General features: G+C 69.2%; 28 protein-coding genes. 18 read left to right on the forward strand and 10 right to left on the reverse strand.

What is annotated here, in order from left to right:
• Positions 1-12 precede the first annotated feature (12 nt).
• Genes WDU93_RS03450 through WDU93_RS03460 form a run of 3 tightly spaced genes read left to right on the forward strand, consistent with a single transcriptional unit; the run spans position 13 to position 2147 of the window.
• Entirely contained in the window at positions 13-882 is an 870-nt protein-coding gene (locus tag WDU93_RS03450) for a nucleotidyltransferase family protein (RefSeq protein ID WP_337317500.1), read from the forward strand.
• Entirely contained in the window at positions 879-1139 is a 261-nt protein-coding gene (locus WDU93_RS03455) for a hypothetical protein (RefSeq protein ID WP_337317502.1), read from the forward strand. Before WDU93_RS03450 ends, WDU93_RS03455 begins: the two co-directional genes overlap by 4 nt.
• A gap of 9 nt (positions 1140-1148) precedes the next feature.
• Entirely contained in the window at positions 1149-2147 is a 999-nt protein-coding gene (locus WDU93_RS03460; RefSeq protein ID WP_337317505.1) for a MauE/DoxX family redox-associated membrane protein, read from the forward strand.
• 9 nt (positions 2148-2156) lie between these two features.
• On the opposite strand, the gene lepB is transcribed toward WDU93_RS03460, so the two are convergent.
• From lepB to WDU93_RS03500, 8 genes are all read right to left on the reverse strand, one after another.
• On the reverse strand, positions 2157-2897 hold the full coding sequence (lepB, locus tag WDU93_RS03465) for a signal peptidase I (RefSeq protein WP_337317508.1): 741 nt from the start codon (positions 2895-2897) through the stop codon (positions 2157-2159).
• Positions 2894-3550, reverse strand: coding sequence for an arsenate reductase/protein-tyrosine-phosphatase family protein (locus tag WDU93_RS03470; protein ID WP_337317510.1), 657 nt, complete (start codon positions 3548-3550; stop codon positions 2894-2896). The genes lepB and WDU93_RS03470 overlap by 4 nt, the downstream gene beginning before the upstream one ends.
• Before the next feature lie 40 nt (positions 3551-3590).
• Complete coding sequence (locus WDU93_RS03475; protein ID WP_337317513.1) at positions 3591-5003, reverse strand: bifunctional dTDP-4-dehydrorhamnose 3,5-epimerase family protein/NAD(P)-dependent oxidoreductase; 1413 nt, start codon at positions 5001-5003, stop codon at positions 3591-3593.
• Positions 5003-6001, reverse strand: coding sequence for a dTDP-glucose 4,6-dehydratase (gene rfbB / locus WDU93_RS03480; RefSeq protein WP_337317515.1), 999 nt, complete (start codon positions 5999-6001; stop codon positions 5003-5005). The genes WDU93_RS03475 and rfbB overlap by 1 nt, the downstream gene beginning before the upstream one ends.
• Positions 5998-6870 carry a glucose-1-phosphate thymidylyltransferase RfbA gene (gene rfbA, locus WDU93_RS03485; RefSeq protein WP_337317517.1) on the reverse strand — a complete coding sequence of 291 codons (873 nt, stop codon included), beginning with the start codon at positions 6868-6870 and terminating at the stop codon, positions 5998-6000. Before rfbA ends, rfbB begins: the two co-directional genes overlap by 4 nt.
• 51 nt (positions 6871-6921) lie before the next feature.
• Positions 6922-8022, reverse strand: a complete 1101-nt coding sequence (locus WDU93_RS03490; protein WP_337317520.1) for a glycosyltransferase — start codon at positions 8020-8022, stop codon at positions 6922-6924.
• The gene (locus WDU93_RS03495; RefSeq protein ID WP_337317522.1) at positions 8022-9332 is read right to left on the reverse strand and encodes a UDP-glucose dehydrogenase family protein; all 1311 of its coding nucleotides are present in this window, start codon (positions 9330-9332) and stop codon (positions 8022-8024) included. The genes WDU93_RS03490 and WDU93_RS03495 overlap by 1 nt, the downstream gene beginning before the upstream one ends.
• A gap of 124 nt (positions 9333-9456) precedes the next feature.
• A complete protein-coding gene (locus WDU93_RS03500) occupies positions 9457-10839 on the reverse strand; it encodes a sugar transferase (RefSeq protein ID WP_337317524.1) in 1383 nt (460 codons plus the stop codon).
• Positions 10840-11196: 357 nt separating this feature from the next.
• Between WDU93_RS03500 and WDU93_RS03505 the strand changes: the two genes are divergently transcribed.
• Positions 11197-12255, forward strand: a complete 1059-nt coding sequence (locus WDU93_RS03505) for a P-loop NTPase family protein (RefSeq protein WP_337317526.1) — start codon at positions 11197-11199, stop codon at positions 12253-12255.
• On the opposite strand, the gene WDU93_RS03510 is transcribed toward WDU93_RS03505, so the two are convergent.
• Positions 12249-13202 carry a Ppx/GppA phosphatase family protein gene (locus WDU93_RS03510; RefSeq protein WP_337317528.1) on the reverse strand — a complete coding sequence of 318 codons (954 nt, stop codon included), beginning with the start codon at positions 13200-13202 and terminating at the stop codon, positions 12249-12251. The genes WDU93_RS03505 and WDU93_RS03510 overlap by 7 nt on opposite strands.
• A gap of 50 nt (positions 13203-13252) precedes the next feature.
• Between WDU93_RS03510 and coaA the strand changes: the two genes are divergently transcribed.
• The 11 genes from coaA to WDU93_RS03565 all read left to right on the forward strand — a co-directional run bounded on the left by coaA (position 13253) and on the right by WDU93_RS03565 (position 23249).
• Positions 13253-14197, forward strand: coding sequence for a type I pantothenate kinase (gene coaA, locus WDU93_RS03515; RefSeq protein ID WP_337317531.1), 945 nt, complete (start codon positions 13253-13255; stop codon positions 14195-14197).
• A 70-nt stretch (positions 14198-14267) separates the two neighbouring features.
• Complete coding sequence (glmS, locus tag WDU93_RS03520) at positions 14268-16112, forward strand: glutamine--fructose-6-phosphate transaminase (isomerizing) (protein WP_337317532.1); 1845 nt, start codon at positions 14268-14270, stop codon at positions 16110-16112.
• A 178-nt stretch (positions 16113-16290) separates the two neighbouring features.
• Positions 16291-16650 carry a holo-ACP synthase gene (locus WDU93_RS03525; protein WP_337317535.1) on the forward strand — a complete coding sequence of 120 codons (360 nt, stop codon included), beginning with the start codon at positions 16291-16293 and terminating at the stop codon, positions 16648-16650.
• Positions 16647-17756 carry an alanine racemase gene (gene alr / locus WDU93_RS03530; protein WP_337317538.1) on the forward strand — a complete coding sequence of 370 codons (1110 nt, stop codon included), beginning with the start codon at positions 16647-16649 and terminating at the stop codon, positions 17754-17756. The genes WDU93_RS03525 and alr overlap by 4 nt, the downstream gene beginning before the upstream one ends.
• Entirely contained in the window at positions 17753-18238 is a 486-nt protein-coding gene (gene tsaE / locus WDU93_RS03535; protein WP_337317541.1) for a tRNA (adenosine(37)-N6)-threonylcarbamoyltransferase complex ATPase subunit type 1 TsaE, read from the forward strand. Before alr ends, tsaE begins: the two co-directional genes overlap by 4 nt.
• A 212-nt stretch (positions 18239-18450) precedes the next feature.
• The gene (tsaB, locus tag WDU93_RS03540) at positions 18451-19044 is read left to right on the forward strand and encodes a tRNA (adenosine(37)-N6)-threonylcarbamoyltransferase complex dimerization subunit type 1 TsaB (RefSeq protein ID WP_337317543.1); all 594 of its coding nucleotides are present in this window, start codon (positions 18451-18453) and stop codon (positions 19042-19044) included.
• Positions 19041-19526 carry a ribosomal protein S18-alanine N-acetyltransferase gene (gene rimI / locus WDU93_RS03545; RefSeq protein ID WP_337317546.1) on the forward strand — a complete coding sequence of 162 codons (486 nt, stop codon included), beginning with the start codon at positions 19041-19043 and terminating at the stop codon, positions 19524-19526. Before tsaB ends, rimI begins: the two co-directional genes overlap by 4 nt.
• The gene (gene tsaD, locus WDU93_RS03550) at positions 19523-20581 is read left to right on the forward strand and encodes a tRNA (adenosine(37)-N6)-threonylcarbamoyltransferase complex transferase subunit TsaD (RefSeq protein WP_337317549.1); all 1059 of its coding nucleotides are present in this window, start codon (positions 19523-19525) and stop codon (positions 20579-20581) included. The genes rimI and tsaD overlap by 4 nt, the downstream gene beginning before the upstream one ends.
• Positions 20578-21027, forward strand: a complete 450-nt coding sequence (locus WDU93_RS03555) for a hypothetical protein (protein WP_337317552.1) — start codon at positions 20578-20580, stop codon at positions 21025-21027. The genes tsaD and WDU93_RS03555 overlap by 4 nt, the downstream gene beginning before the upstream one ends.
• A 2-nt stretch (positions 21028-21029) precedes the next feature.
• Positions 21030-22103 carry a hypothetical protein gene (locus WDU93_RS03560; protein WP_337317554.1) on the forward strand — a complete coding sequence of 358 codons (1074 nt, stop codon included), beginning with the start codon at positions 21030-21032 and terminating at the stop codon, positions 22101-22103.
• A gap of 36 nt (positions 22104-22139) precedes the next feature.
• On the forward strand, positions 22140-23249 hold the full coding sequence (locus WDU93_RS03565; protein ID WP_337317556.1) for a hypothetical protein: 1110 nt from the start codon (positions 22140-22142) through the stop codon (positions 23247-23249).
• Here WDU93_RS03565 and WDU93_RS03570 read toward each other — a convergent pair whose 3' ends face one another.
• Positions 23250-24440, reverse strand: coding sequence for a class I SAM-dependent methyltransferase (locus WDU93_RS03570; RefSeq protein ID WP_337317558.1), 1191 nt, complete (start codon positions 24438-24440; stop codon positions 23250-23252).
• 129 nt (positions 24441-24569) lie between these two features.
• Here WDU93_RS03570 and groES point away from each other — a divergent pair, with 129 nt between their 5' ends.
• The 3 genes from groES to WDU93_RS03585 all read left to right on the forward strand — a co-directional run bounded on the left by groES (position 24570) and on the right by WDU93_RS03585 (position 26538).
• On the forward strand, positions 24570-24866 hold the full coding sequence (gene groES / locus WDU93_RS03575) for a co-chaperone GroES (protein ID WP_017203655.1): 297 nt from the start codon (positions 24570-24572) through the stop codon (positions 24864-24866).
• A 213-nt stretch (positions 24867-25079) separates the two neighbouring features.
• Entirely contained in the window at positions 25080-26225 is a 1146-nt protein-coding gene (locus WDU93_RS03580) for a hypothetical protein (RefSeq protein WP_337317597.1), read from the forward strand.
• 91 nt (positions 26226-26316) lie between these two features.
• Complete coding sequence (locus tag WDU93_RS03585; protein WP_337317599.1) at positions 26317-26538, forward strand: hypothetical protein; 222 nt, start codon at positions 26317-26319, stop codon at positions 26536-26538.
• Positions 26539-26559: the final 21 nt, after the last annotated feature.

The raw sequence follows: 26559 nt of genomic DNA on the forward strand, positions 1-26559 counted from the left end.
TAGGCTGACGGCGTGAGTTCTTCCGCGCCGGAGGTCGACGGCGCCCGCGACATCCCGCCGTGGGCGCGCCTCGCCCTCTCCCGAGCCGCGGTGCAGGTGCTCGCTGACCAGACCGGCGCGAGGCTCTTGCACATCAAGGGAGACGCGGTCGATCCGATGATCCGACCGGAGGCGCGTTCTGGCACCGACGTGGACGTGCTCGCCGACCCGCGCAGCATCCCGGCGCTGCATAGAACGCTGCGTGCGCACGGGTGGACCGTGTACAGCACTTTTCGGTTCGGTTCGCCCTTTGAACATGCACAGACCTATGCGCACGACATGTGGGGCTATCTCGACCTTCACCGACGGTTTCCGGGGATCGGTCTTGCCGATCAGCAGGCGTTCGACCTGCTCTGGTCGGAGCGGACGTCTCGACAGATCGCCGGGATCGACTACAAGGCTCCGAGCATCGAGGCGCAGGCGGTGCTGCTCGTGCTGAACGCGGCGCGCGCCGGACGGGGGATGCCGAGCTTCTGGACCGACTTCGACCCTTCGCACCGCACTCGGAGCGAAGCGCTCGTCGGCCGGCTGCAGGCACAGGTCGCCTTCGCCACTGCGGAGGGCTCTTTGGAGATGTTCCGTGGCCGGCGGGACTACCTGTTGTGGAAGGTCACAGCCCAGGGTGGACCGCGGATCGCCGAATGGTGGGGTCGTGTCAGGGCCCAGCCGACGATGGGACAGTCGTTGCGAGTGATCGCCCAGGCGCCGCTCGTGAACACCGATCGCCTCGCCCGCCGCCTCGGGCATGAACCGTCGCGTCGCGAGGTCATCATGGAGTTCTTTGCGCGTGGCCTGCGGGGCGCGCGCGAAGCATCGTCAGCCGTGCTGCGGAGGGGCCGATGATGCGGCCGGCCCGCGGCGTCGGGGTCGTTGACGACGAGGTGTGTGTGTACGTGGCATCGCTGCCCGACGGCCCGATCCTCGTGCTGGACGGCCCGTCCGCGCTGGCCTGGCGCACCGCCTGCACTCGCGGCGCCGACGCCGTCAGTCAGGTCGTTGCCGAGGCGACGGGGGAGGATGCCGGAACGATCGCGCCGTATCTGGAACGATTCCTCTCCGATCTCGTCGACCGCGGACTGCTCGTCCGGGCGGCGGAATAGCATGGGATCGTGACCAACGCCCTCCTTGTCGCGCCTGCCCTGCTTCTCGGTGGCGTGCTCATCGCTAGTGGCGCGCTCAAGCTGCGGACACCTGCCGATCTCGACGAGTTTCGCCAGCTCGGCGTGCCCGCAGTGCTGCAACGGGACTGGATCGCGCGCGCCCACCCGTGGGGCGAGATCGCGCTCGGCGTCGCGTTGGTGATTCTCGGGGGATGGCTCGGTGCGGTGGCGGCTGTGCTCGCCTGCGCTCTGATGGCGACGTATCTCGTGCTCGTCGTGCGCGCTCGAGCGGCGACGCCGGACGCCTCCTGTGCGTGCTTCGGCTCCACGCGCCCGATCACGTCGGTGACGGTCGTACGCAACGCCTGGTTCACGTTGCTCGCGCTGACGGCGGTCGCGACGACCTGGGCGCTGCCCATGTGGGGTGGCGCGGTCGCGGCGCTCGGAGCCCAGGGCTGGCCGTGGGTCGCGATCGCGGCAGGCGCTGCCGTCACGGTGGCGTTGATCCTGTGGCCGGAGCCGCTCGCACCGACGTCTGCCGCGGTGCCAGTCGCGTCGACCGATGGCGACGGCGAACTCGACTATGTCCGCGCGATCACTCCGGCGGTGCCGGTACAGCTCGCGGACGGCAGCGTGAAGACACTGCGTGAGCTTGCCGGCCGGCGTCCGATGCTGCTGCTGGCGGTCAGCCCGACGTGCGCCTCCTGCGTGGACACGATCGAGAGTCGCGCGACTTGGCGCGCCCTCCTGCCGGAGGTCGATATCCGGCTCATCGTCGGGCAGGCGGCGGGGGACAGCGAGCTCGTCGAGCGCGAAGAGCCCGTGTCATTGCACGACCCCGAACTCTGGGTGTCGCAGTCGCTCGGCTACGAGATCACCCCGTCGGCGACCTTGTTCGGCATTGACGGTCTATTGGCGGGTGGCCCCGTCACCGGCAGCGAGAACATCCGCACCTTCGTCGGCGACATCTACGAAAGCCTGCACGGTCTGCGCCCTGACGGCCACTGACGATGGCGGTCAGTCGACGAGCGACCACCGCGACACCGGCCACAGGATCACACCGACCTTGCCGACGATCTCGGATCGTTCCGCCCAGCGCCAGCAGCTCTCGTCGTCGATGCCCCCACGGCACTGCGCGGCGGAGTCGGAGGAGTTCGCCCGGTTGTCGCCCAGCACCAGGTAGCGGTCGTCGGGAACGGTGACCGCCGCGAAGCAGCGGGTGGAGATCTGCGCGGAATCGCAGTCGAGCGTGCCGGGGATGAACTCATGATCGCGTGAAACGTACGGCTCATCCAGCGGTTCGCCGTCGACCGTGATCTGGCCTGTCGCGCTGCAGCACTCGACGCTCTGGCCGGGGAGGCCGATCACGCGCTTGACCAGGGTGTGACGGCCTGACGGGCCGAACCCCGTCACCTCGCCCACCCAACGGGCGATGGCCTTCGGAAGGGGTTCCTCCTCAGCGGGAGCGGTGTCCCACGCATCGCCGGCGTCGAACACGATGACGTCGCCTGTGCCCGGCTCCGCACCGACATAGGCCAGCCGGTTCACGAGCACGCGGTCGCCGACCTGAAGGGTGTCCGTCATCGATGCGGAAGGCACCGCGTACGGTTTCGCGATGAAGGTGAGCACTAGGCCGACGACGGCGAAGGCGAGGAGGAGCTGAAACCAGAAACTCCCGGTGATGCGACGCCACCGCGGCCGTGACGTCGCCGTCTCGGACGCCGTGTCCTCACCGGTCGGGGCGGTTGTGCCGCTCACGCCAGTGCCAGCCGCACGACGCGCTCCACCTGCGCGAGTCCGGGGTCCAACTGCGCGGCGGATTCTTCGTAGACGGCGTCCGACCGGTGGTAAGGGTCGATCACGTCGTCATCGTCGGATCCTGCGCCGAGACTGCGCGCCGAGACCGTCGTGACGGCGTGCGAGAGGCGTTGCGCGGCCAACGGGCCGGCGGCATCGGCGGCCGAACGGATCGTGTCATCGTCGAGTTCGGCAGCGAGACGCGCGAACTGGCGGATCGTCAGCACGTGATGAACCCGGTGAGGCGTCAGGAGCACGGCCTCGTCACGGTGCTCGCGGCTCATCGCCAGCACCAGGTCGGCCTCCAGCAGCAGGGGGTCGACCAAGAACCGTGCGCGGTGGGCGGCCGCATCGCCGGCATCCGCTCCGCGCCCCGTGGCGAGCTCCTGCGCCTGCCTGGTCATTTCGTGGCCGACGACGGCGTGGGTGCCGGCACTGCTCACCTCGACTCCGAGGTCGCGCAGACGTGCGCGCAGGACCGTCTCGGCGAGCGGGGACCGGCAGATGTTGCCCGTGCAGACGGTGAGGATGCGGGGAACACCGCGTTCGGCCAACAACCGTCGCTCGCGTCGGGTCATCGGTTGCGCGGGCTCGCGTCGCTGTTCCTCCCCCATGGTCACAGCCTAGGCCGATGAGCCGCTCGCGGAGGGGCGGTCACAGATTCGTGGTGCCTTCTGCCAGGTACGCGGCCAGCGCCGCGTCGCCGTCGGAGGGCGCGAAACCCGTCGCTTCGATCTTGGACAGACGGAGTGCGCTGTACTCGGGTCGCGCCGCGATCGGGCCAGCTGCCGCGGCGAAATACTCGGCGGTGGACACCGGACGCACGCGCCCCGGGTCGTGCCCGGTGAGACGGTAGACCTCGCCGGCGATCTCGGACCAGGTGCGGACAGGGCCGCTGCTGGTGAGGTTGTACACGCCGAACGGCGCGTCGGTGTCGAGCAGGTGGCGGATGCCGCGAGCGATGTCTGCGGCGAAGGCGAGCCGCCCGTGCTGGTCGGCGACGACCGTGGGGTCGGTCCCGCGCGCGGCGAGCGAGGCCATGGTGCGCACGAAATTCGCTCCATCGCCGATGACCCACGAGGTGCGCACGACGTAGTGCCGAGGAGCAGTGACGACCGCGAGATCACCGGCGGCCTTCGACTGACCGTAGACGCCCAGCGGTGCGAGAGGCGCGTCCTCGCGATAGGGCGCTTCGGCTGTGCCGTCGAAGACGTAGTCGCTCGAGACATGGACGAGAGTGATCCCGTGGGTGCTCGCGATGCGCGCCAGGGATGCCGGACCCGTGGCGTTCACTGCCCAGGCGGCCAGGCGGCCCGCAGCCGTCTCAGCGGCATCCACGGCGGTGTACGCGGCGGCATTGATGATCACGCTGTAGTCGCGCCAGTGGCGGGCCTCGGCAATGGCGGGAGACGTGAGGTCGAGATCGTCGCGCGTCGCGTACTCGATGCGCGGCTGATCGCCGAACTGCGCGCGCAGCGCCCGGCCGACCTGGCCGTCGGCGCCCAGCACGAGGATCTTGCGGGGAGCGATCGGGGCGACCTCTGCCAGCCGTGGGTGCCTCGTGTCCTTCTCGGACAGCTCGGCCTCATCGAGGGGGATCGGCCAGGCGATTCCCGCAGTCTCGTCTGCGAGGTTGAGGAAGGCGTATTCGGCATCCGGTGACCAGTGGTCGTTCACCAGGTAGGTGTACGCGGTGCCGGGTTCGAGCGTCTGGTACGCGTTGCCGACGCCACGCGGCACGAAGATCGCCGTGCCCGGGGCGATCTCGGTCGTGAAGACGGCGCCGAAGCTCGGCCCTTCACGCAGGTCGACCCAGGCGCCGAAGATGCGGCCCGTCGCGACCGAGACGTACTTGTCCCACGGTTCGGCGTGGATGCCGCGAGTGGTGCCGACCGCGTCGTTGAACGAGATGTTGTTCTGCACCGGTCCGAAATCGGGTAGTCCGGCGGCGACCATCTTCTCGCGCTGCCAGTTCTCCTTGAACCAGCCACGGTTGTCGCCGTGCACGGTGAGGTCGACCAGCAGCAGGCCGGGAATGGTGGTCGGCCGCACCGGGCCGTCAGCCATCACTGACCCTTCCCGGCGTAGAAGGCCTCGGTGGCATCCTTCGACGGAGCCCACCAGTCCTCATGCGCGCGGTACCAGTCGATCGTCGCGGCGAGACCCCGGGTGAAGTCGCCGTACTGCGGCATCCATCCGAGTTCGGTGCGGAGCTTCGTCGAGTCGATGGCATAACGCAGATCGTGCCCGGCGCGGTCGGTGACGTGTTCGTATGCGTCCTGGGGCTGATCCATCAGTTCGAGGATCTGCTCGACGACCTGCCTGTTGTTCTTCTCGCCGTCGGCGCCGATGAGATAGGTCTCGCCGATCGTGCCACGATCGAGGATGGCCATCACTGCGGACGAATGGTCGTCGGCATGGATCCAGTCGCGCACGTTCTCGCCCGCACCGTAGAGCTTCGGCCGGATGCCGCGGATCACGTTCGTGATCTGACGAGGGATGAACTTCTCGACGTGCTGGTACGGGCCGTAGTTGTTCGAGCAGTTGGAGATGGTCGCCCGCACGCCGAATGAGCGTACCCAGGCACGCACCAGCAGGTCGCTCCCGGCCTTGGTCGACGAGTACGGCGACGACGGGCTGTACGGCGTGGTCTCGGTGAACCGCTGGGGATCGTCGAGTTCCAGGTCGCCGTAGACCTCGTCCGTGGAGATGTGGTGGAAGCGCACATCGTGACGCCGGGCCGCTTCCAGCAGCGTGTACGTGCCGACGATGTTCGTGTCGAGGAACGGACGCGGGTCGTGCAGCGAGTTGTCGTTGTGCGACTCGGCGGCGTAGTGCACCACGGCATCCGCGCGGGAGGTGAGCTCGTCGACGAGCGCCGCGTCGGCGATGTCGCCCTGCACGAACGTGACGCGGTCATCGGGGAGGCCGGCAAGAGACGCCCGGTTGCCGGCATAGGTGAGCTTGTCGAGCACGGTCACCTGGTGCTCGGTGTGCGCGATCACATGGTGCACGAAGTTCGATCCGATGAACCCGGCGCCGCCGGTCACGAGCAGACGAGTCATCGCAGACCCCGCTCCAGCAGGGCGTGCAGATAGTGGCCGTAGCCCGACTTCTCGAGGGCTGCGGCGCGCTGACGCAGCTCGTCGTCAGAGAGCCAGCCCTGTCGCCAGGAGATCTCTTCGGGGGCGCCGATCTTCATTCCGGTGCGTCGCTCCATGGTGCGCACGTAGTCGGCGGCGTCAGTCATCTGATCGAACGTGCCGGTGTCGAGCCATGCGGTGCCGCGGGGGAGCACCTCGACCTGCAGGTTGCCGCGCTCGAGATATGCGCGGTTGACGTCGGTGATCTCATACTCGCCGCGCGCCGACGGCCGCAGATTGCGAGCGATCTCGATCACGTCGTTGTCGTAGAAGTAGAGACCGGGCACGGCGTAGTTGCTCTTGGGCGAGGCCGGCTTCTCTTCGAGCGAGATCGCACGCCCCTCGTCGTCGAACTCGACGACGCCGTAGGCCTCGGGCTCGCCCACCCAATAGGCGAAGATCGCGCCGCCGTCGATCGACGAGAAGCGGGTGAGCTGACGGCCCAGACCCGGGCCATAGAGCAGGTTGTCGCCGAGTACGAGCGCGACGGCATCGTTGCCGATGAAGTCGGCACCGATCGTGAAGGCCTGCGCGAGGCCGTCGGGCGAGGGCTGCTGCGCGTAGGTGAGCGAGATCCCGAACTGCGACCCGTCGCCGAGCAGGCGCTCGAACGCGGCCGCGTCGTGCGGCGTGGTGATGATGAGGACGTCGCGGATGCCGGCGAGCATCAGCGTCGACAGCGGGTAGTAGATCATCGGCTTGTCGAACACCGGTACCAGCTGCTTCGAGACGCCGAGCGTGATCGGATGCAGACGGGTTCCCGAACCGCCGGCGAGAATGATTCCCCTCATGTGCCTATCGTGGCACGTGGCGGCAATGGTGGAGATGTGTCGCGCCTGGAATCATCGGCCGACGAACCCCCTGATCTTCGACGCGAACACGTCTTCGCTGAACGCCGCGGTCGTCGCCGCGCCGTTGAAGGGCGCCAGGGAGATCGCGCGTTCGATCGCCCTGGCCAGCGCCGCGGCATCCGTCGACTCCGCGGTGACGCCGCTCACACCGTCGACGTAGGACTCGACCTGGCCTCCCACCGGCCCGGTCACGACCGGCGTGCCTGCGGCTTGCGCCTCGACCGGCACGATGCCGAAGTCCTCGACAGGGGGGAACACGAACACGGATGCCTGCTGCATGAGGGCGTAAAGGAGCGCATCCGACGGGGAGATCACGAACGTGACGGGGGTGCCGAGCTCGGCGGCCACCGCGCGCAGCTGCGCTTCTTCAGGCCCGCTGCCGGCGATCACCGCGGGGATGCCCGCCACGGCCGCCGCCTCGATCACCCGATCGAGGTGCTTGTAGGGCACGAAGCGTGAGGTGCCGAGCACATAGGTCTCTGGCAATCCCTCGAGCACCCGCTGCTCGTCACCCGACACCTGCGAACGCCAGTCCGCCTGCGCGCGGATGCGCTCGACTGCGACAGGCGGATGGATCACCTCGGCATCCCGATCCCACGCGCGACGGATACGCTCCCGCACGAACGCGCTGTTCGCGGCGATCGCCGTCGCCTCCTGCGCCCGCTGCCGGTCGATCCGTCGGAACAGCGGCGAGACCGCCCGCACCGCTGCCCCTGCCCCTCGTGAGTCGAGCTCGGGGTTCCAGATGTACCGCGCCGGCGTGTGGGCGTAGACGTACTTGGGCACATCGCGGCGCGACAGGCGAGCATGATGCGAGAAGGCGTACGAGCCGATCAGCATCCAGTCGTATTCGACCCCGGGGCGCAGTGAGCGCCAGGTCGGCACCGAGAACGGCAGTGCCAGTGCCTTGTGCCGCCGCAGAGGAGTGCGCGCCATCCAGGTCTCGTGCACCCGATGCGCGGGGAACCGCCCCGGCGCATCGTCCCACAGGCATTGAATGCCGGCATCGGGGAACGCTCGTCCCATCGCCGCGAGCACCTGCTCCGCTCCACCCGAACGCTCGATCCACTCGTGTACGAGTAGCCCCGGCACTATGGCCGCCCCATGCCGAGGTACGTCCAGCCTGCGGCGCGCCAGGTCGCGGCATCGTAGGAGTTGCGGCCGTCGACGATGACGCGGCCACGGGTCAGCGACGCCGCATGCTCGGGTGAGAGCTCGCGTCGGTACTCGTCCCACTCGGTGACCAGCAGCACGGCATCCGCGCCGCGCAGCGTCTCGTCACGCTCCGCGACGTATGTCAGCTGGGGATGCATCCGCCGGGCGTTCTCGATGGCCTGCGGGTCGGTGACAACGACCTCGGCACCGAGACCGTGCAGGCGCACCGCCGCGTCGAGGGCGGGTGAATCGCGCACGTCGTCGCTGTGCGGCTTGAACGCGGCGCCCAGCACGGCGACTCTCTTGCCGAACACGCTCCCGCCCAGTCCGTCGATGACCAACTGCACGGCACGGTCGCGACGGCGCAGGTTGATCGCATCGACCTCGCGCAGGAATGTCACAGACTCTCCGCGCCCGAGCTCCTCTGCCCGGGCGGCGAACGCCCGGATGTCCTTCGGCAGGCATCCGCCGCCGAACCCGATCCCGGCGCCGAGAAAACGCCGACCGATGCGCACGTCGTGTCCGATCGCGTCGGCGAGCTGGGTGACATCCGCGCCGGTCACCTCGGCGATCTCGGCCATCGCATTGATGAACGAGATCTTCGTCGCGAGGAATGCGTTGGCGGCGACCTTCACCAATTCGGCGGTCGCGTAGTCGGTCACGATGAAGGGCGTGCCCTTGGCGACGGCCGGGTGGTAGACCTCGCGCAGCACCTCCGCGGCCTGCACGCCGGCAGGGCCTGTCGGTACCCCGGCCACCAGCCTGTCCGGATCGATGGTGTCCTGCACGGCCCAGCCCTCACGCAGAAACTCGGGGTTCCACACGAGGGTCGCTCCGGTCGCGGCAACGGCGTCTGTCAAGGTGGCGGCCGTGCCGACGGGCACCGTCGACTTGCCGGCGACGACGTCGCCGGCGTGCAAGTGCGGCAGCAACGAGTCGAAGGCCGCGTGCACATGCGTGAGGTCGGCGGCGTGGCCACTCTGCTGCTGCGGGGTGCCCACGCCCACGAAGTGCACGCGTGCACCGGCGGCCGCCGCGATATCGGTGGTGAAGCTCAGCCGCCCGGAAGCGACGCCTTCCGCGAGCAGCTCCGAGAGCCCTGGTTCGAAGAACGGTGCCTCCCCGCGAGACAAGGCCGCGATCTTCTCGGCATCCGTGTCGATCCCGACCACGTCGTGACCGATCGACGCCATCGCCGCGGCGTGCACAGCTCCGAGGTATCCGCACCCGATCACCGAGAGTCTCACGACACGCTTCCTTCCCCCGCCGACGACGACATGCTCATCCTTGCGCATCCGCACGGTGTTCGAGGCGCGTGCGCGGTCGCCGACGTGGCGAGGAGTCGACGCCGGGGTGAACGGATGGTACGGGTCAGTACGCGCCGTGGCGCTGCAGCACTGCGCGGAACGTGCGCCACATGATGACGGTGTCGCTCGCGAGCGACCAGTTCTCGACGTAGTAGAGGTCGAGGCGGATGCTGTCCTCCCACGACAGGTCGGAGCGCCCGCTCACCTGCCACAGGCCCGTGATGCCGGGCTTGACCAGCATCCGCCGGTGTGCCCAGTGCTCGTACATCTCGACTTCGCTGCGCAGGGGTGGGCGCGGTCCGACGAGGGACATGTCCCCGCGCAGCACGTTGATCAGCTGGGGCAGCTCATCGAGGCTGAGGCGGCGGAGCACCGCACCGATGCGGGTGACCCGGGGGTCCTGCCGCATCTTGAACAGCATGCCGTTGCCGTCCGAACCGGTCAGCAGCTCGGGCAGCCGGGCCTCGGCGTCGGTGACCATGGAGCGGAACTTGAACATCGTGAACGCGCGTCCGTCGAGCCCCACCCGGGACTGGTGGAACATCGCCGGCCCGCCGTCCGCACGCACCATCAGGCCGATGACGGCCAAGACGGGGCTCAGCACGAGAAGGGCGAGTGCCGAGACGACGATGTCGAAGGCGCGTTTGGTGACGTAGCGTGCGCCCGTGAACTCGGGCGGGTCGACGTGGATGAGCGACAGTCCGGCGACCGGCTGCGCGTGGATGCGGGGGCCGGCGACGTCCGTCAGCGCGGCGGCCACGACGAGGTCGATGTTCCGGGACTGGAGGTCCCAGCCGAACTGGCGCAGCTTGGCGGGGGAGATCAGGTCGGATCCGCTGTACACGACCGAGTCGGCCTCGACGCGGGCCACGCCGCCGAGGATGTCGTCGAGCGAGCCGATGAGCGGTACGCCCGGCATGAGCACGCCACCGGTGCGCTCGGTGATCGCTCCGGTGACGACGATGCCGGCGGAGCGGTCGCGCTGCAGTTCCTGAGCGACGTGCAGCGTCTTCGCGTGCTCGCCGACCAGCACCGCTCGCGCGAGGAACCGGCCCTGCGCGCGCTGGTGTCCGAGCCACTGACGCCAGCTCCAGCGGCTCGCCACGAGCAGCAGCACGCCGAGAGGCATCGCCAGCAGCAGGTAGCCGCGCGCCACCTCGACGCTGAGCAGGAAGGCGAGGATCGCGACCGCGCCGAACACGCGCAGGCTGGCGTCGAGCACCCGCCGGTACTCTTCCCAGCCGCTGCCGACCCGCTTCTCGTGACGGGTGCCGTGCAGACGCAGCGCGGCCAGCCACCCGATGGCGACGAGGGTCGAGACGACCGTGTACGCGAGGTCGAAGCCGGCGCCGGAGACGCCGGGGATGTGGAGGTCGGCGCTCGACTGGCCGAAGCGCAGGAGCTGTGCCCCGAAGACCGTGGCGACCACGATCAGCGTGTCGGTCACCGCGAGGCGACGCGCGTATCCGCGCTGCCAGCGACCGGTGTGCGTCGGTGCGGCGGCGGCCGCCGTTCGGGTAGCCCGAACCGTCCTGCCCTGCAACCCATGCAGGACAAGGTCCCCAGAAATAGCCACATTCCCTCCCCAGAGGATGAGCATTTGTTACCCCTGCACCTCTACCCCAGCAGAGATGCCCTACACCGTCCCCAGACGATGCGTGTCTTCACCTCCGTCCCCAGACGAAGGCCCGGGCTGAGTCTATCCCCATGTCCCCCATGTGGACTACACCTCGTTACGAAGTCGCGCTGTAGTAGGTTGATCGAGATCGGGATGGTCCGGCAGGCCGGGAAGAGGTGGAGGGGCATGAGCTCGTCGCGTCTGACCCTCTCTGCGTTGCGCGCCACGGTTGCCGTCGATTTCGGCCCCGGCATCCCACCCGCCCTCGTCGATCGCGTCCGCGAGGCGTGGTCCGGTGCGCTCGCCGCGTCGGATGCCGTGCCCGACCGGGTGCTGGTCTATGACCAGGCGCCGGACGCCGACCGTTTTCTGGAGGCGCTGTCCGGCGCGGTGACGCTCGAAGCCCTCGAGCACGAACGCGGTCGCGCGTTGCTGCTGCATGCGTGCGGCATCGCCCGAGAAGACGGTCGCGTTCTCACCTTCGTCGGCCCCTCTGGACGGGGGAAGACGACGCTCAGCCGTGCCCTCGCCCGAGGTCACGGCTACGTGTCCGACGAATCAATCGGGATCGATGACGATCTCACCGTTTACCCCTACCGCAAGCCCTTGTCGGTGGTGCGTCCGGGGATGCCCAAGGAGCAGATCTCCCCGGCGGCGGCCGGGCTCAGGGATCTCCCCGACCACGAACTCACCCTCGCCGCGATCGTGCTGATCGAGCGGGATGAGACGCTCGACGCGCCGATCATCGAGCACCTGCATTTCGTCGACGGGGTGACCGCGCTGGTGGGCCAGGCGAGCTTCCTCGCCGAGCTGCCGGGCACCGTCACCGCCCTGGCCCGACTCTGCGATCGCATCGGCGGGCTGCGCCGTGTGCGATACGCCGAGGCGAGCGACGTCGTCGGCGTCGTCGAGGAGTTGCTGCGGCCGGGACCGGAGCCGGAGTCGTGGACGGCGAGGGTCGTCGACATCATCGACGCCAACGGCGCGACCGCGATGGCGGACGTCGTCGACTACGACGACGTCATGGTCGCTCTCTCCGGGCGCACCCTGCGCATCCTCGAGGGCATCGCGCCCGCCGTGCTGCGCGCGGTCTCCGATGGCGCCTACGACCTCGACGAGGTCGTCGAGAGCGTCATCGCGCAGGTAGGGCCGCCGCCCGACGGGGATGCCGCCCAACAGATCTCCACGGTGCTCACCGATCTCGCTGACGCCGGCTTCGTCGTGCCGCGTCCGCGCGATCATTGACCGGGGGCATCCTCCACCGGAGCGCCGAGCGTCTCGATGTAGCGCAGCAGCACGCCCTCGCGGAGCGCCCACGGCGACACCTCGAGCTCGGGCAGATCCAGGACCGTCATCGCCGTGTGCAGGCTGACCGCCGCAGCCACGATCTGAAAGGTGCGATCAGCCGTGATGCCGGGCAGTTCCTGACGGGCGGAGGCCGGGATGCGTGCCAGTCGGGGGATCCACGAGCCGAGCGCGTCGCGGGGGAGCAGCATCCGATCGATCCCCGACCATCCGGGCACCGGGTAACCGACCAGCCGAGCCAGCGACCGGATCGCCTTGGACGAACCGACCACGTGATCGGGGCGGGGGAGGGATGCCAGTTGCGCGGCGACCGGGGCGATGACCGCTTCGGCGTGTGCGCGCAACCGGGCGACGGCCGGCTCTCCGGGCGGGTCGTCGGGAAGGAACTGCACCGTCATACGCCCGGCGCCGAGCGGCACGGAGGCGGCGATGTCGGGCAGTTCGTCGGCGCCGGCGGCGAACTCGAACGAGCCGCCGCCGATGTCGAGCAGCAGCAGCCGCCCGGCCGACCACCCGAACCACCGGCGCACCGCGAGGAACGTCAACCGCGCTTCGGTGTCGCCGTCGAGCACGCGCAGTTCCTGACCGAGTGCCGCCTCGATACGGGCGATCACGTCGGCGCCGTTCGCGGCCTCGCGCACGGCGCTCGTCGCCGTGGCGAGCAAGGCGTCGACCTGTTCGACCGCCGCGATCTCCCGCGCCCGCGTCACGGCATCCACCAGCGCTCGCACGCCGTCTTCGGAGATCGCGCCATCGGCATCCAGGAACCGCATCAGGCGCACGACCGTCCTGTCGCTCGTCGACGCGAGCGGCCGACCGCCCGGGCGCACGTCGGCTGCCAACAGATGGACCGTGTTCGAACCGATGTCGAGGACTCCCAGACGCACGGGACGACACTACTCCGCTCGGGGTTCCGGCACGTCGCTAGCATGGTCACGTGACCGCCGCCGCCCCGAACCTGCCGCTGTCCCCGTACCGGGAGATCGACCGAGCCGACTGGGCACGGTTGGCGGCCGACCTCGACCAGCCCCTCAGCGAGACAGAGGTCGTCGAGATCCGCGGCATCGGTGACAGGCTCGACCTCACCGAGGTGCGCGAGGTGTACCTGCCGCTGAGTCGGCTGCTCTCGCTCTACGCAACCGCGACCAAACGTCTCGGCGCGGCGACCAGCGACTTCCTGCGCGAAGACGACACGACGACCCCGTTCGTCGTCGGCGTCGCAGGCTCGGTCGCCGTGGGGAAATCGACGATCGCCCGCCTGCTGCGCGAGCTGATGAGCCGCTGGCCCGGCACGCCGCGCGTCGAGCTGGTCACCACCGACGGCTTCCTCTACCCGAACGCCGAGCTCGAGCGCCGCGGGCTCATGGATCGCAAGGGCTTCCCCGAGTCGTACGATCGGCGTGCCCTGCTGTCCTTCCTCACCGAGGTCAAGAGCGGCGCCCCCGAGGTGCGGGCACCCTTCTACTCGCACATGCGCTACGACATCGTGCCCGACGCGCACGTCGTCGTGCGGCGGCCGGACGTCGTCATCGTCGAGGGCCTGAACGTGCTGCAGCCTCCGCCCGCACCGAACGACGTCGCGGTGAGCGATCTCTTCGACTTCTCGATCTATGTCGACGCCGAGGCCGAGCACATCACCAGCTGGTACATCGACCGGTTCCTGGCCTTGCGCAAGAGCGCGTTCAGCAACCCCTCGTCGTACTTCAACGTGTTCGCGCACCTGACCGACGACGAGGCGGTGACGACCGCGCTGGGGTACTGGAACGAGATCAACATGCCCAACCTGCTCGAGAACGTGCTGCCCACTCGGCACCGTGCCACCCTGGTGCTGCGCAAGGGCGCCGATCATGCCGTCGAGAGCGTGCTGCTGCGCAAGCTCTGAGTAGGGCTCGCGTACGCGGCCGGAAGTTCGTTCGGGTCCCTCTCAAATTCTGCCGTTTACCCTTGACGCTATGTGTGGAATCGTCGGATACGTGGGCCCGCGGCCCAGCCAGGACATCCTGCTCGCAGGTCTCGCGCGCCTGGAATACCGCGGATACGACTCGGCAGGCATCGCCGTCATCGACGAGTCCGGTGACCTCGGCATGCGAAAGAAGGCCGGCAAGCTCAGCGTGCTGCGCGACTCGCTCGGCGACGCGACCCTCGCTGCCGGCAGCACCGGTATCGGCCACACCCGGTGGGCGACCCACGGTGGCCCGACGGACGAGAACGCCCACCCGCACCTGGCTGACGACGACAAGCTGGCCGTCATCCACAACGGCATCATCGAGAACTTCGCGGTTCTGCGTGACGAACTGCTCGCCGACGGCGTTGCGTTCCTCAGCGAGACCGACACCGAGGTGGCCGCAGCGCTGCTCGGTCGCGAGTACCGCGAGACGGGCGATCTCGAGAAGGCGTTCCGCAATGTCGTGAACCGCCTCGAGGGCGCCTTCACGCTTCTCGCCCTGCACCAGGACCAGCCCGGCCTCGTCGTCGGCGCGCGCCGCAACTCGCCCCTGGTCATCGGCCTGGGCGAGGGAGAGAACTTCCTCGGATCCGACGTCGCCGCCTTCGTCGAGCACACCCGCAACGCGCTCGCGATCGGTCAGGACCAGATCGTCTCGATCACCCCGGATGCCGTCACCGTCACCGACTTCGCCGGCACCCCCGTCGAGCCCGAGCCGTTCGAGGTCTCGTGGGACGCCGCCGCCGCCGACAAGGGCGGTTGGTCGAGCTTCATGGCCAAGGAGGTTTCCGAGCAGCCTGAAGCGATCGCCAACACGATCCGCGGACGCCTGCAGGACGGCCAGGTCGTCATCCCCGAGCTCGACGGCCTCGACGACCTGTTCGTCGGCATCAACCGCGTCATCATCACCGCCTGCGGCACCGCATCGTACGCGGCCCTGGTCGGCAAGTACGCCATCGAGCAGTGGGCACGCGTGCCCGTCGATGTCGAGCTGGCCCACGAGTTCCGCTACCGCGACCCGGTGATCGGCGACGACACGCTCGTCGTCTCGATCAGCCAGTCGGGCGAGACCATGGACACCCTCATGGCCGTCAAGTACGCCCGTGAGCGCGGCGCGCGCACCCTGTCGATCTGCAACACCCAGGGCGCGACGATTCCGCGCGAATCGGATGCCGTCGTCTACACGCACGCCGGCCCCGAGGTCGCCGTCGCCTCGACCAAGGCATTCTCGGCGCAGATCACCGCGCTGCTGCTGCTCGGCCTGCACATGGGTCGCGTGCGGGGCACGGTGGCGGATGCCAGCACCGACGTCGCCGAACTGCAGGCGCTGCCCGACAAGATCGCACGCGTGCTGAACGAGGAGCAGGAGCACGTCGCCCAGCTTGCGCGCTGGATGGCCGACACCCGTTCGGTGCTCTTCCTCGGCCGTCACGTGGGCTACCCGATCGCGCTCGAGGGTGCGCTCAAGCTCAAGGAGATCTCGTACATCCACGCGGAGGGCTTCGCCGCCGGCGAGCTCAAGCACGGTCCGATCGCGCTGATCGAGCCTGGCCAGCCGGTCTTCGTGCTCGTGCCGTCGCCGCGTCACTCGGCGCTCGTGCACTCGAAGGTCGTCTCCAACATCCAGGAGATCCGCGCCCGCGGTGCCCGCGTGATCGTCGTCGCTGAAGAGGGCGACGCCGCTGTGCTGCCCTACGCCGACGAGGTCATCCACATCCCGCTCGCCGGCGCGATGTTCGAGCCGGTGCTCGCCGTCGTGCCGCTGCAGATCTTCGCCATGGCTCTCGCGACCGCGAAGGGCCTCGACGTCGACCAGCCGCGCAACCTCGCGAAGTCCGTCACCGTCGAGTGATCTGACGCACGCACCCACCACCGCCGAGACCCCGTCCTGCCGTCCACACCTCGTCGGGTGGACGCCCGCAGGGCGGGGTCTCGGCGATAAGGCGGGGTCTCGGCGATGGGCAGGATCAGGGGCGGGGAACAGGGCGCGGGGATCAGGGAGTGGGGATGCCGGCGAGTAGGCTGATCCGGTGATCATCGGAACCGGCATCGACCTCGTCGACATCGCGCGGTTCGAGCGCAGCATGACGCGCACCCCCCGGCTGATGGAGCGGTTGTTCACGGCATCCGAGCAGACCCGGCGTCTGCGTTCGCTCGCCGCCCGCTACGCCGCGAAAGAAGCGCTGATCAAGGCGCTCGGCGGCAGCGACGGCGTGTACTGGACCGACATCGAGATCGCCTCCGAACCCTCCGGGCGCCCGCACTTCGTGCTGAGCGGGTCGACCGCGCAGGTCGTCGCCGACCGTGGCATCACTGCCCTGCACCTCTCCCTCACGCACGACGCCGGCCTCGCCGCCGCCTACGTCGTCGCGGAAGGAGGTACCGCGTGACGGCTCCGTTCCGCGAAGCGACCATCGACCTCGACGCGATCGCCGACAACACCCGCCATCTGCGCCGGCTCACCGGCGTCGACGTCATCGGCGTCGTCAAGGCCAACGCCTACGGACACGGTGCGGCGGATGCCGCCGTCGCCACCCTCGGCGGAGGCGCGAGCCGCCTGGGCGTCGCCACCGTGCCCGAAGCGCTCGATCTGCGGCGTCTCGGCATCCACGCGCCGCTCCTGGCCTGGCTGCACGAACCCGGCCAGCGTTTCCACGACGCAGCGGAGGCCGGCATCGAGCTCGGCATCTCGTCGCTCGATCAGTTGCTCGCGGCGGCGGACGCGGCATCCGGCACCACCCCCGTCGGCGTGCACCTCAAATTCGAGACGGGTCTCTCGCGCAACGGCATCGCTCCCGGCGACTGGCCGCACGTGCTGGCCGAGGCCGCACGTCTGGAACGCATCGGCCGCATCCGCGTGATCGGGCTGTTCAGCCACCTCTCCAACACGAGCCCCGACGACGACCGCGCCGCGCTCGCCCTGTTCCTCGACGGCGTGGCCGCCGCGGAATCCTTCGGCATCCACCCCGAGATCCGCCACCTGGCCGCCACCGCCGCCGCGATCGACCTGCCCGAGACTCGCCTCGACGCCGTGCGCGTCGGCGTCGGCCTGTACGGGCTGTCGCCGTTCGACGACCGCACCTCGGCCGACCTCGGGCTGCGCCCGGCGATGACGCTGCGGGGCGCCGTCGCCGCCGTGCGTCGGGTGCCGGAAGGCACCGGAGTCTCGTACGGGTACGCGCACCGCACCGACGGCGAGCGCACGCTCGCGCTGGTTCCCCTCGGCTATGCCGATGGTGTGCCGCGCCAGGCATCCGGTCGCGGTCCCGTGCTCATCGGCGGGCGGCGCCACACCGTCGCCGGTCGCATCGCGATGGACCAGTTCGTCGTCGACGTGGGCGATCAGGATGTCGCCGTCGGTGACGAGGTGATCCTGTTCGGCGACCCGACGCTGGGGATGCCGTCGGCGACCGACTGGGCGGATGCCGCAGACACCATCAACTACGAGATCGTCACCCGCATCGGAAACCGGGTGCCCCGCCGGAGCGTGTCATGAGCCTGGACGCCGACCTGCTCGGTCGCCGCGAGATCGCGACCGCCGACGAGATGGAAGCGCTCGGGCACCGTATCGGCGCGAGCCTGGTGGCGGGGGAGCTGGTCGTGTTGACCGGCCCGCTCGGCGCCGGCAAGACAACGTTCACACGGGGGCTCGCCGAAGGGCTGGGCGTGCGAGGCCCGGTGCAGAGTCCGACGTTCGTCATCGCGCGCACGCATCCCTCGCTCGTGGGCCGTGCCCCGCTCGTGCATGTGGACGCGTACCGGCTTGGCTCTGCCGCCGAGCTCGACGACCTCGACCTCGACCTCGACCACTCGGTCGTCGTCGTGGAGTGGGGGCGGCCGATGGCGGATGCCCTCGCCGACGCGTGGTGGGACATCGAGCTCGAGCGTCCCATCGGTGCGGGCGACACGGATCTCGCGGATGAGGATCTCGATGCGGATGCTCCGCGCGTGGTGACCATCACGCGCGTTCAGCGCTGACGCGCGCCCTTCGTCTCGCTGCGCTCGCTCAGGGACCTACCCACGCCGGGCCCTTCGACAGGCTCAGGGACCCAACTTGTGGCGCCCTTCGTCTCGCTGCGCTCGCTCAGGGACCTATCCCGTTTCGGTCCCTGAGCGAGGAGCGCAGCGACGAGACGAAGGGTGCGGCCCCGCTCAGGGAGCGTGGGGGCGGGCGCGACTACCCTGGTAGGGTGATCCTCGCTGTCGACACCTCGCTCGGAACCGCCGTCGCCGTCATCGACGCTGACGGGCGCCTCGTCGCCGAGGCAGCCAGCCCCGACGCACTCGGTCACGCCGAGGTGATCGGCGATCTGCTCGCCCGCGTCGTCACGCCCGGCATCACACATGTCGTCGCCGGCATGGGCCCCGGCCCGTTCACGGGGCTGCGCATCGGCATCGCCGCCGCCCAGGCGTTCGCGCTCGGTCGCGGCATCCCCGTCATCCCCGTGCCCAGCCACTTCGCCGTCGCGCACGCCGCGCTCGAAGCTGGCCAGACGCGCTTCGCGGTCGTCACCGACGCCCGACGCCGCGAGATCGCGGTCAGCGAGTTCGACGGGACGGATGCCGACGGCATCCCCAACCTCACCGCACCCACTCGCCTCGAACGACAGGGCACCGCACTCGAGCTTCCTGTCGTCGAGGCCACCGCGCTCTCTGCCGCCGACCTCGCCCGCGTGGGCCTTGCCGCCCTCACCGCCGGACGCGCGCTCACCGACGCCGAACCGCTCTACCTGCGCCACCCGGACGTCGTGCAGCCCGGCGCACCCAAGCGGGTGAGCGGATGACGCTCCGCGTGGCGAGCATCGCCGACCTCGACGCGATCATGGCGCTCGAGCACAGCTCGTTCCCCACCGACGCGTGGAGCAGCGACACCATGGCCGCCGAACTGCGCAGCACGCACAACGTGTACCTCGTCGACGAGGTCGACGGCGCCGTCATCGGCTACGGCGGGGTGCGCGCCCTGCAGGGCGGATCGGATGCCGACATCCAGACCATCGCACTCGACCCGGCCTACCGCGGCGCCGGCCGCGGCCGGTCGCTGTTGCGCGCCCTGCTGCAGACGGCCGTCGACCGCGGCGCCCGCGAGATGTTCCTCGAAGTGCGCGCGGATAACCCCGGTGCCGAGGGGCTCTACCTCTCCGAGGGCTTCGCGGAACTCGGCCGCCGCCCCCGCTACTACCAGCCCGACGACGTCGACGCGATCGTGATGCGACTCGATCTGCGCGCGTGGCAGCAGCCCGCCGTCCCACAGAAAGAACAGGCATGAGCGAACCCCTGGTGCTCGGCATCGAGACGAGCTGCGACGAGACCGGCATCGGCATCGTCCGCGGCCGCACGCTGCTGTCGAACACGATCGCGTCGAGCATGGACGAGCACGCCCGCTACGGCGGCGTCGTGCCCGAGGTCGCCGCCCGCGCCCACCTCGAGGCGTTGCAGCCGTCGATCGACCGGGCCCTCGCCGAGGCGCAGGTTCGGCTCGAAGACCTCGACGCCGTCGCGGTCACCAGCGGCCCGGGGCTGGCCGGCGCGCTCATGGTCGGTGTCGGTGCGGCCAAGGGTCTCGCGGTCGCGCTCGACAAGCCGCTGTACGCGGTGAACCATCTGGTCGGACACATCGCCGCCGACATCCTCGACCCCGACGCCGACCCGCTCGAATACCCCACCATCGCCCTGCTCGTCTCGGGCGGACACACCGCGCTGCTGCACGTGCGCGACCTCACCGGCGACGTCGAACTGCTGGGTGAGACCGTCGACGATGCCGCCGGCGAAGCCTTCGACAAGGTCGCCCGCCTGTTGGGCCTGCCCTACCCCGGCGGTCCGCAGATCGACAAGGCCGCCCTCGACGGCGACCCGAAGGCGATCCGCTTCCCCCGGGGGCTGTCGAAGGCATCCGACATGGCCAAGCACCGCTACGACTTCTCGTTTTCGGGGCTGAAGACCGCGGTCGCCCGCTGGGTCGAACGCGCCGAGGCCGAGGGCACTCCGGTGCCGACGGCCGATGTCGCGGCGAGCTTCCGCGAGGCCGTCGTCGACGTGCTCGTGACCAAGGCGCTCGCCGCCTGTGCCGACCTGGGTGTGCCGCGCCTGCTGCTCGGCGGCGGCGTGATCGCCAACCGGCGGCTGCGCGACGTCGCCCTCGAGCGGGCCGCCGCAGCCGGGGTGACCGTCCGTATCCCGCCGCTGTCGCTGTGCACCGACAATGGCGCGATGATCGCCGCCCTCGCGGCCGAGCTGATCGCGCAGGGGCGCGGCCCCTCGACTCTCGCCTTCGGCGCCGACTCGACGCTGCCGGTGACCGAGATCCAGGTGGATCCCGCATGAGCGAGAACGAACCGCGCCTGGACCGCGTCTCTCCCGAGATGGAGACGCCGGCGGCGGGCGCGTCCGTTCCAGGCGCGGACAGGGACTACGCACACCTGCCCACCGGTCCGCTCAACGTCGAGCCGGTGATCAGTGGCCCGGATGCCGACGCGCAGGCGTTCGTCCCGGAGCAGTGGGAACCAGAACCCGAGCCCGACCCCATCGACGATGCCCGCCTGGCCCCGTGGGCGCTGTTCGCCGCGATCGTGGCGCTCGCCGGGTCGATGTTCGTCGGCTGGGGCATCCCGGTCGCGATCGTCGCCGTGATCGCCGCCGTCATGTGCCTGCGGCGGCCGATCGAGAACCGCGAGATGGCGCTGTGGGCGCTGGTGCTGGGCATCGCGGCGACCGTGTTCAGCGCGGTCTGGCTGATCTGGGCGGCCATGCAGCTGGAGCGACTGGGGTAGCGATGCTGGATGCTGCCGAGTCAGCGCGGCTCGACGAGTTGCGGCGCGTGGCCTACGGGCGCACAAGGCAGCTGACAACCGCCCAGGCAGCAGAACTGCAGGAGCTCGAGCAGCGACGCCGCGTTCCTGCGGGCGAGCAGATAGAAGGCACGCAGGCAGAGCCGGAACCCCGCCGCGAGCCTCGGACAGACGCGGCCTCCCCGCGGCACCAGTCACCGCCCCACGAGGGAGAACCCGCTGAGATCGCCCGCCCGCGCGGCGCGAAGCGATACGCGACGCTTGTCCTCGCGCTCGCCGTGGTCGCTCTCATCGGGGTCGGGATCGGGTGGGTGATCGCCCCCGGCGCCGATGCGCGGCCGCCCCTGACGGATTCCGCAGCCGAGGCACTCGCGACCTTTGAGGCGGAGGGCGGATTCGACCCCGGATCGGTGACCTATCTCGGTGCGCAAGACGGTGTCTCGTTGTGGCTCGCCACGACAAGCGCCGGCGAGCAGCGCTGCATCATGCTCGCCGCCGGCACGCAGCAGACCACGCAGTGCCAGCCCGCAGAGCAGCTGCCAGGTCTCGGCCCGCTCGCCGCCTCGCTCGAGCTGGTGACGGCGGAAGGGACCCGCTCGGTCTGGGGAGTGGTGGCCACGGATCTGCAGGGGCGCGACGTCGGCCTGATTCAGTCACAGGATTCATCGTCGATCGACAGGGATTGGCAGGCGCAGTTCACCGAAGACGAGCTCGCCGCCGCGAACCTGCTGGTCGACGAAGGGTTCGAAGGTTCGGCGCTGTCGGTGGTCGGGTATGACGACGACCTGCCGGTGTGGCTCGCCTACGGCGCCGAGACATGTCTGGCGGTGGTGATCAACGGCGAGGTGCTCACGCAGTGCGGGTCGATCGGTGACGGGGCGGACACCGCGCTCGAACTCGCCGTCGGCGGCAGTCTCTATTCCGTCCGTATGTCAGAGTCGCATGGCCCCGCCCTCACGGTGACGAAGCAGGGCGGCACGGGTGAGTGCGCGCCGCAGGATGGCAGCACGACGCGGTGCACGTCGATTGACGACAAGACCGGGCAAACTGGGGACTGAACCGCGCACGATGGGCGGTTGAAGGGGGCAGCAAAGATGCTGGACACGGAAGACGCGGCGCGACTCGCGCAGCTGCGCCGTCTGGCGTATGGTCGCGGCGGCGCGCTCACGCAGGAGCAGGCTGACGAACTGCGCGAGCTCGAGAGCCGCGGTCGTTCTGCGGCTGTCGAACAGGTGGTGCCCGATTCCCCCGCGCCCGCCGACGCGGATGCCCAGCCCGACCCCGACGTCGCCGAGACCGCAGCAGCAGCGGCGCTGCCGAGTGAGGAGGCAGAGCCCGAGAGCCACGGCCCGACGTCCGAACAGCGGCCGCGGAGCATCCGTCGCCATCTCATTCCGGCTCTCGTCGCCGTTGCCGTCCTGGTGCTCGGTGGCGGCATCGGCTGGCTGCTAGCTGCTCGCGCGGCGGAGGCGGGGCCGGCGATGACCGCTGCCCAGTCCGAGACCTGGGCCGACCTCGAAGCCGAGGGTGACTACGACCCCGGTTCTGTGCGTCTGGTCGGGAGCAAATACGACGCGAGCCTGTGGCAGGCCACCCAAGATGACGGCAAATACTCCTGCGTGATCCTTACCCAAGCCGAACGTTCATCGTTTCAGTGCCTGGACCCTGCGGTCGATCACTTCGGTTCCGGACTGACCACGCAACTGGACTTCGTCGAGGACGACACGTACACCTACCTCTGGGGCTCACTGGGCACCGATCTGAACGGCCGGCCATTCGGTGCGATCGACCGTCAACAATCCGACGGTGACGGCCTGATGTACGACTGGCGGCAGGGCTTCAGCGAAGCCGAGCTCGCCGAGGCAGACCAGCTCGTCGAGGCGGGGCATAACGGCGAGATGCTCAGCGTCGTCGGCTACGACGACGACCGACCCGTATGGGTCACCCAAGATGAGAAGTACTGCGTCATCGTGTTCGTGGACGGCGAGAAGCACGAGAACTGCGCGGACGGATACCCGGCCGGGGGTGATGTGCTCGAGCTGATGATCGACGAGACGGTCTACCAGGTGCGGATGACCGACAATCGCGGCCCCGTGCTGACGATCGTGCAGATTCCGGAACCGGTGGTGTGCGCGGAGGGCGACCCCGACGACTCCACGACGCAGACGTGCGCGCTCACCTTCGACAAGGAGAAGTGGGACTGATCAGACCCGATCGGCGAGGATCGCGACACGGCCGCTCGGCGTCCGGGTGAGGATCAGCGTCGTCGCCTGCGAGCCCTTCAGCGTGAGCTTGCGGCGGAAGGATGCCGGGTCGATGTCCATGCCACGTTTCTTGATCTCGAGCCGTCCGATGTCGTTCGCGCGTAGCGCCTGATTGATCGCCTTGGGATGTGCGGAGAGCACCTCGCGCACGCGGAAGGACTGCACGAACGGACTCGTGAGCGCGGCGTCGCCGGTGAGATACGCGATCTGCGGGTCGAGCATGCCGGCATCCAGCATCCGCGCCGCCTCACCGATCAGTCGCGCCCGGATGACCGCGCCGTCGGGTTCATGCACGAAGGCGCCCAGCTCACGCACCTCGACATCGTCGGCGTCGGCCGGAGCTGTGAGCTCATGCACCTCGCCGTCACGAACCACCAGCGCCGCACGCCGAACGCCCTCGCGGGAGAGGGCACCGCTCCACAGCACGAGTTCGACCACGCTGCCGGCATCGCTCACCCACTGCGCCTCGACGTCAGCGGGGATGAGATCACGATCGAGGCCGGGCCCGAGCTTGATGCCGGTGGGGCGAGAGGCGGCGACGTCGAAGGCCCAATCGAGCGAGGGGGAGTAGTCGGATGCCGCGACGCGGCGGGTCTCACTGTGCCCCGCCGTCCGGCGAGCCGGATCCAGCCACACCGCGACGGCCGGGTCATCGGGGAGGGCCTCTTCGGCGAACGCCTGCCGCACCCGCGCCTCATCACCGAACACCGACAGGTTGTAGGCGGCGATCGCCGCGGTGACCTCGTCGGCATCCACCGCGTCGACACGGATGCCGGCACCGGCGAACGCCAGACTGTCGCCGCCGATCCCGCAACCGAGGTCGGCGACCGCCGTGATGCCGGCTTGGCGCAGGCGCACGGCGTGCAGCGTGGCGATCGGCAGGCGGGTCGCCTGTTCGAGACCGGCGCGGGTGAACAACATCCGCTCGGCGAACTCGCCGAATTTCGGTTGCGCCTTCACGCGCAACCGGGCCTGCCCGACCACGGCGGAGACAAGGTCGGGGGAGTGTCCCGCCGCGCGCAGGCGAGAGACCGCGCGGGCGACCTCGGCGGCCGAGGTGACCGGGCCGAGTTCATCGAGCAGGGTCAGTCCCTCGCGGGTCAGCAGGGCAGTCAGCTCGGACATCTCCACGCCTCTAGCCTAGGGTGGCTGGCACTCGCATTGCATGAGTGCCAGCCCTGCGCCTAGACTGATCATTAGCAACCTCGGTACGAGAGTGCTAATTGAGTCTTCTGATCTCCGTCAAGAAAGAGGTACACCGTGTCGGTTTCCATCAAGCCGCTCGAGGACCGCATCGTCATCAAGCAGGTCGAGGCCGAGCAGACCACCGCCAGCGGTCTGGTCATCCCCGACACCGCCAAGGAGAAGCCCCAGGAGGGCGAGGTCGTGGCCGTGGGCCCCGGCCGCATCGATGACAACGGCAACCGCGTTCCGCTCGATGTCGCCGTGGGCGACCGCGTGCTCTACAGCAAGTACGGCGGCACCGAGGTCAAGTTCGGTGCGGACGAGTTCCTCGTCCTTTCCGCCCGCGACGTGCTGGCGGTCGTCGTTCGCTGATCGCGACGAACTTCATGAAGGGGGCTCGGATGCTGCGGCATCCGGGCCCCCTTCGTCGTTCCGCGGCATCCCCTATTCGTCCCCGTGCAGCCCCCGGTGACCCCCGGTAGCGCCCCCACAAGCCTCGGGGTCGCCCCCGATGTCGCTGCGCCCCCGCCGGCGCAGACTCTCATCAAGGCCGAATGGCACTCTGACGAACAAGGGGAATCGATCATGGCTGCAGAAGACAACGTCAATCTCCTCGGAGCCCAGTGGAATCTGGACGTCGAGGACTCGTTGAACGACAACTCGGACAACTCCTGGACGGACAACTCCGACAACTCGGACAACTCCGACAACAGCGACAACTCGGACAACAGTGACAACAGCGTCGACACCGATGTCGACCTCGACGTCAAGCTCGAAGACTCGTTCAACGACAACTCCGATAACTCCGACAACTCGGACAACTCCGACAACTCGGATCACTCCGTCAACGACTCGTACAACGACAACTCGGTGCACGACTCGGGTAACACCACGCTGAACGACCACTCCATCAACGCCGGTGTGCGCCAGTACAACAGCGGCGGATTCGAGGACTTCAACCTCGGCATCGGCGGTGGCGGCGCGGCCAGCCTCATGGGCGGCGGCGGTCATGGCCACGGCGGGGGCACCGACATCGACATCGACATCGATGCGCGCTCGACGGTCAACGACCAGTCGGTGAACCAGAACATCTCCACCTCCTCGGGCAGCGGCGGCGCGGCCTTCGCGGTCGGCGGCAGCGCCGGCGGCGGCCTGGGCGGACCGGCCCTGTCCGGTGCCGGTGGCGGCTCCGGCGGCACCAGCGGTGCGGGGGGCTCGGGAACCGGCGGTGACGGTGGCGACGGTGGGACGGGCGTTCTCGGATCCGGCGGCGACGGTGGCAACGGCGGCAGTGGGACCGGCGCAGCCAGCGGCGACGGTGGTTCCGGCGGCAACGCGATGTCGGGAGCCGGCGGCGGATCGGCCAACGGCGGAACCGGTGGTGGTGCAGGTGCCACGGGTGGTGACGCCTCGGGCGGCAACGTGGGCCAGTACTTCGGCCAGAGCAGCGTCATCTCTTCGGGCGACGGCTCCAACGCCGCAGGCGGCGACCTGACGATCAACAACATCGACACCGACATCTCGGTGGGCGACGTCGCGATCGGCAACCACACCGCGACGGACTCCTTCAACGACGACTTCTCCGACAACTGGTCGGTCAACGACTCGTTCCAGGACAACTCGATGACCGACGACTCGTGGACCGACAACTCGATCAACACGGAGGTCGAGATCGAGGAGTCCAACGTACTGAGCCCCGACGCCTCCGTCAACGACGACTTCGACTGGTGATCGATCTCGTCTGACATACCGGCCCGGCCACCCCTTTCGGGTGGCCGGGCACACCACTACACTCCGGAAGCACGGCGAGATGAGGTGAGTCATGTACACCGATCCAGAGGCCCATCAGCCGGGCAGCGAGGGCTCGGATGACTCGTTCGACGCCGCCGACGCATGGGACGCCTTCGACGCCGACGTGTTCACACAGGAGATCGAGAACGTCAGCGCCTCCGACTGGGACGTCGACACCGACCTGCTCTGGGGCGACCTCGATGCGCCCGATGATCCGGGGGCAGATGCGATGAGCCCGGACTTCCCAGGATGATCACCGCTCAGACCTGATCGC

Source organism: Microbacterium istanbulense, from assembly GCF_037204145.1.
Lineage (GTDB): Bacteria > Actinomycetota > Actinomycetes > Actinomycetales > Microbacteriaceae > Microbacterium > Microbacterium istanbulense.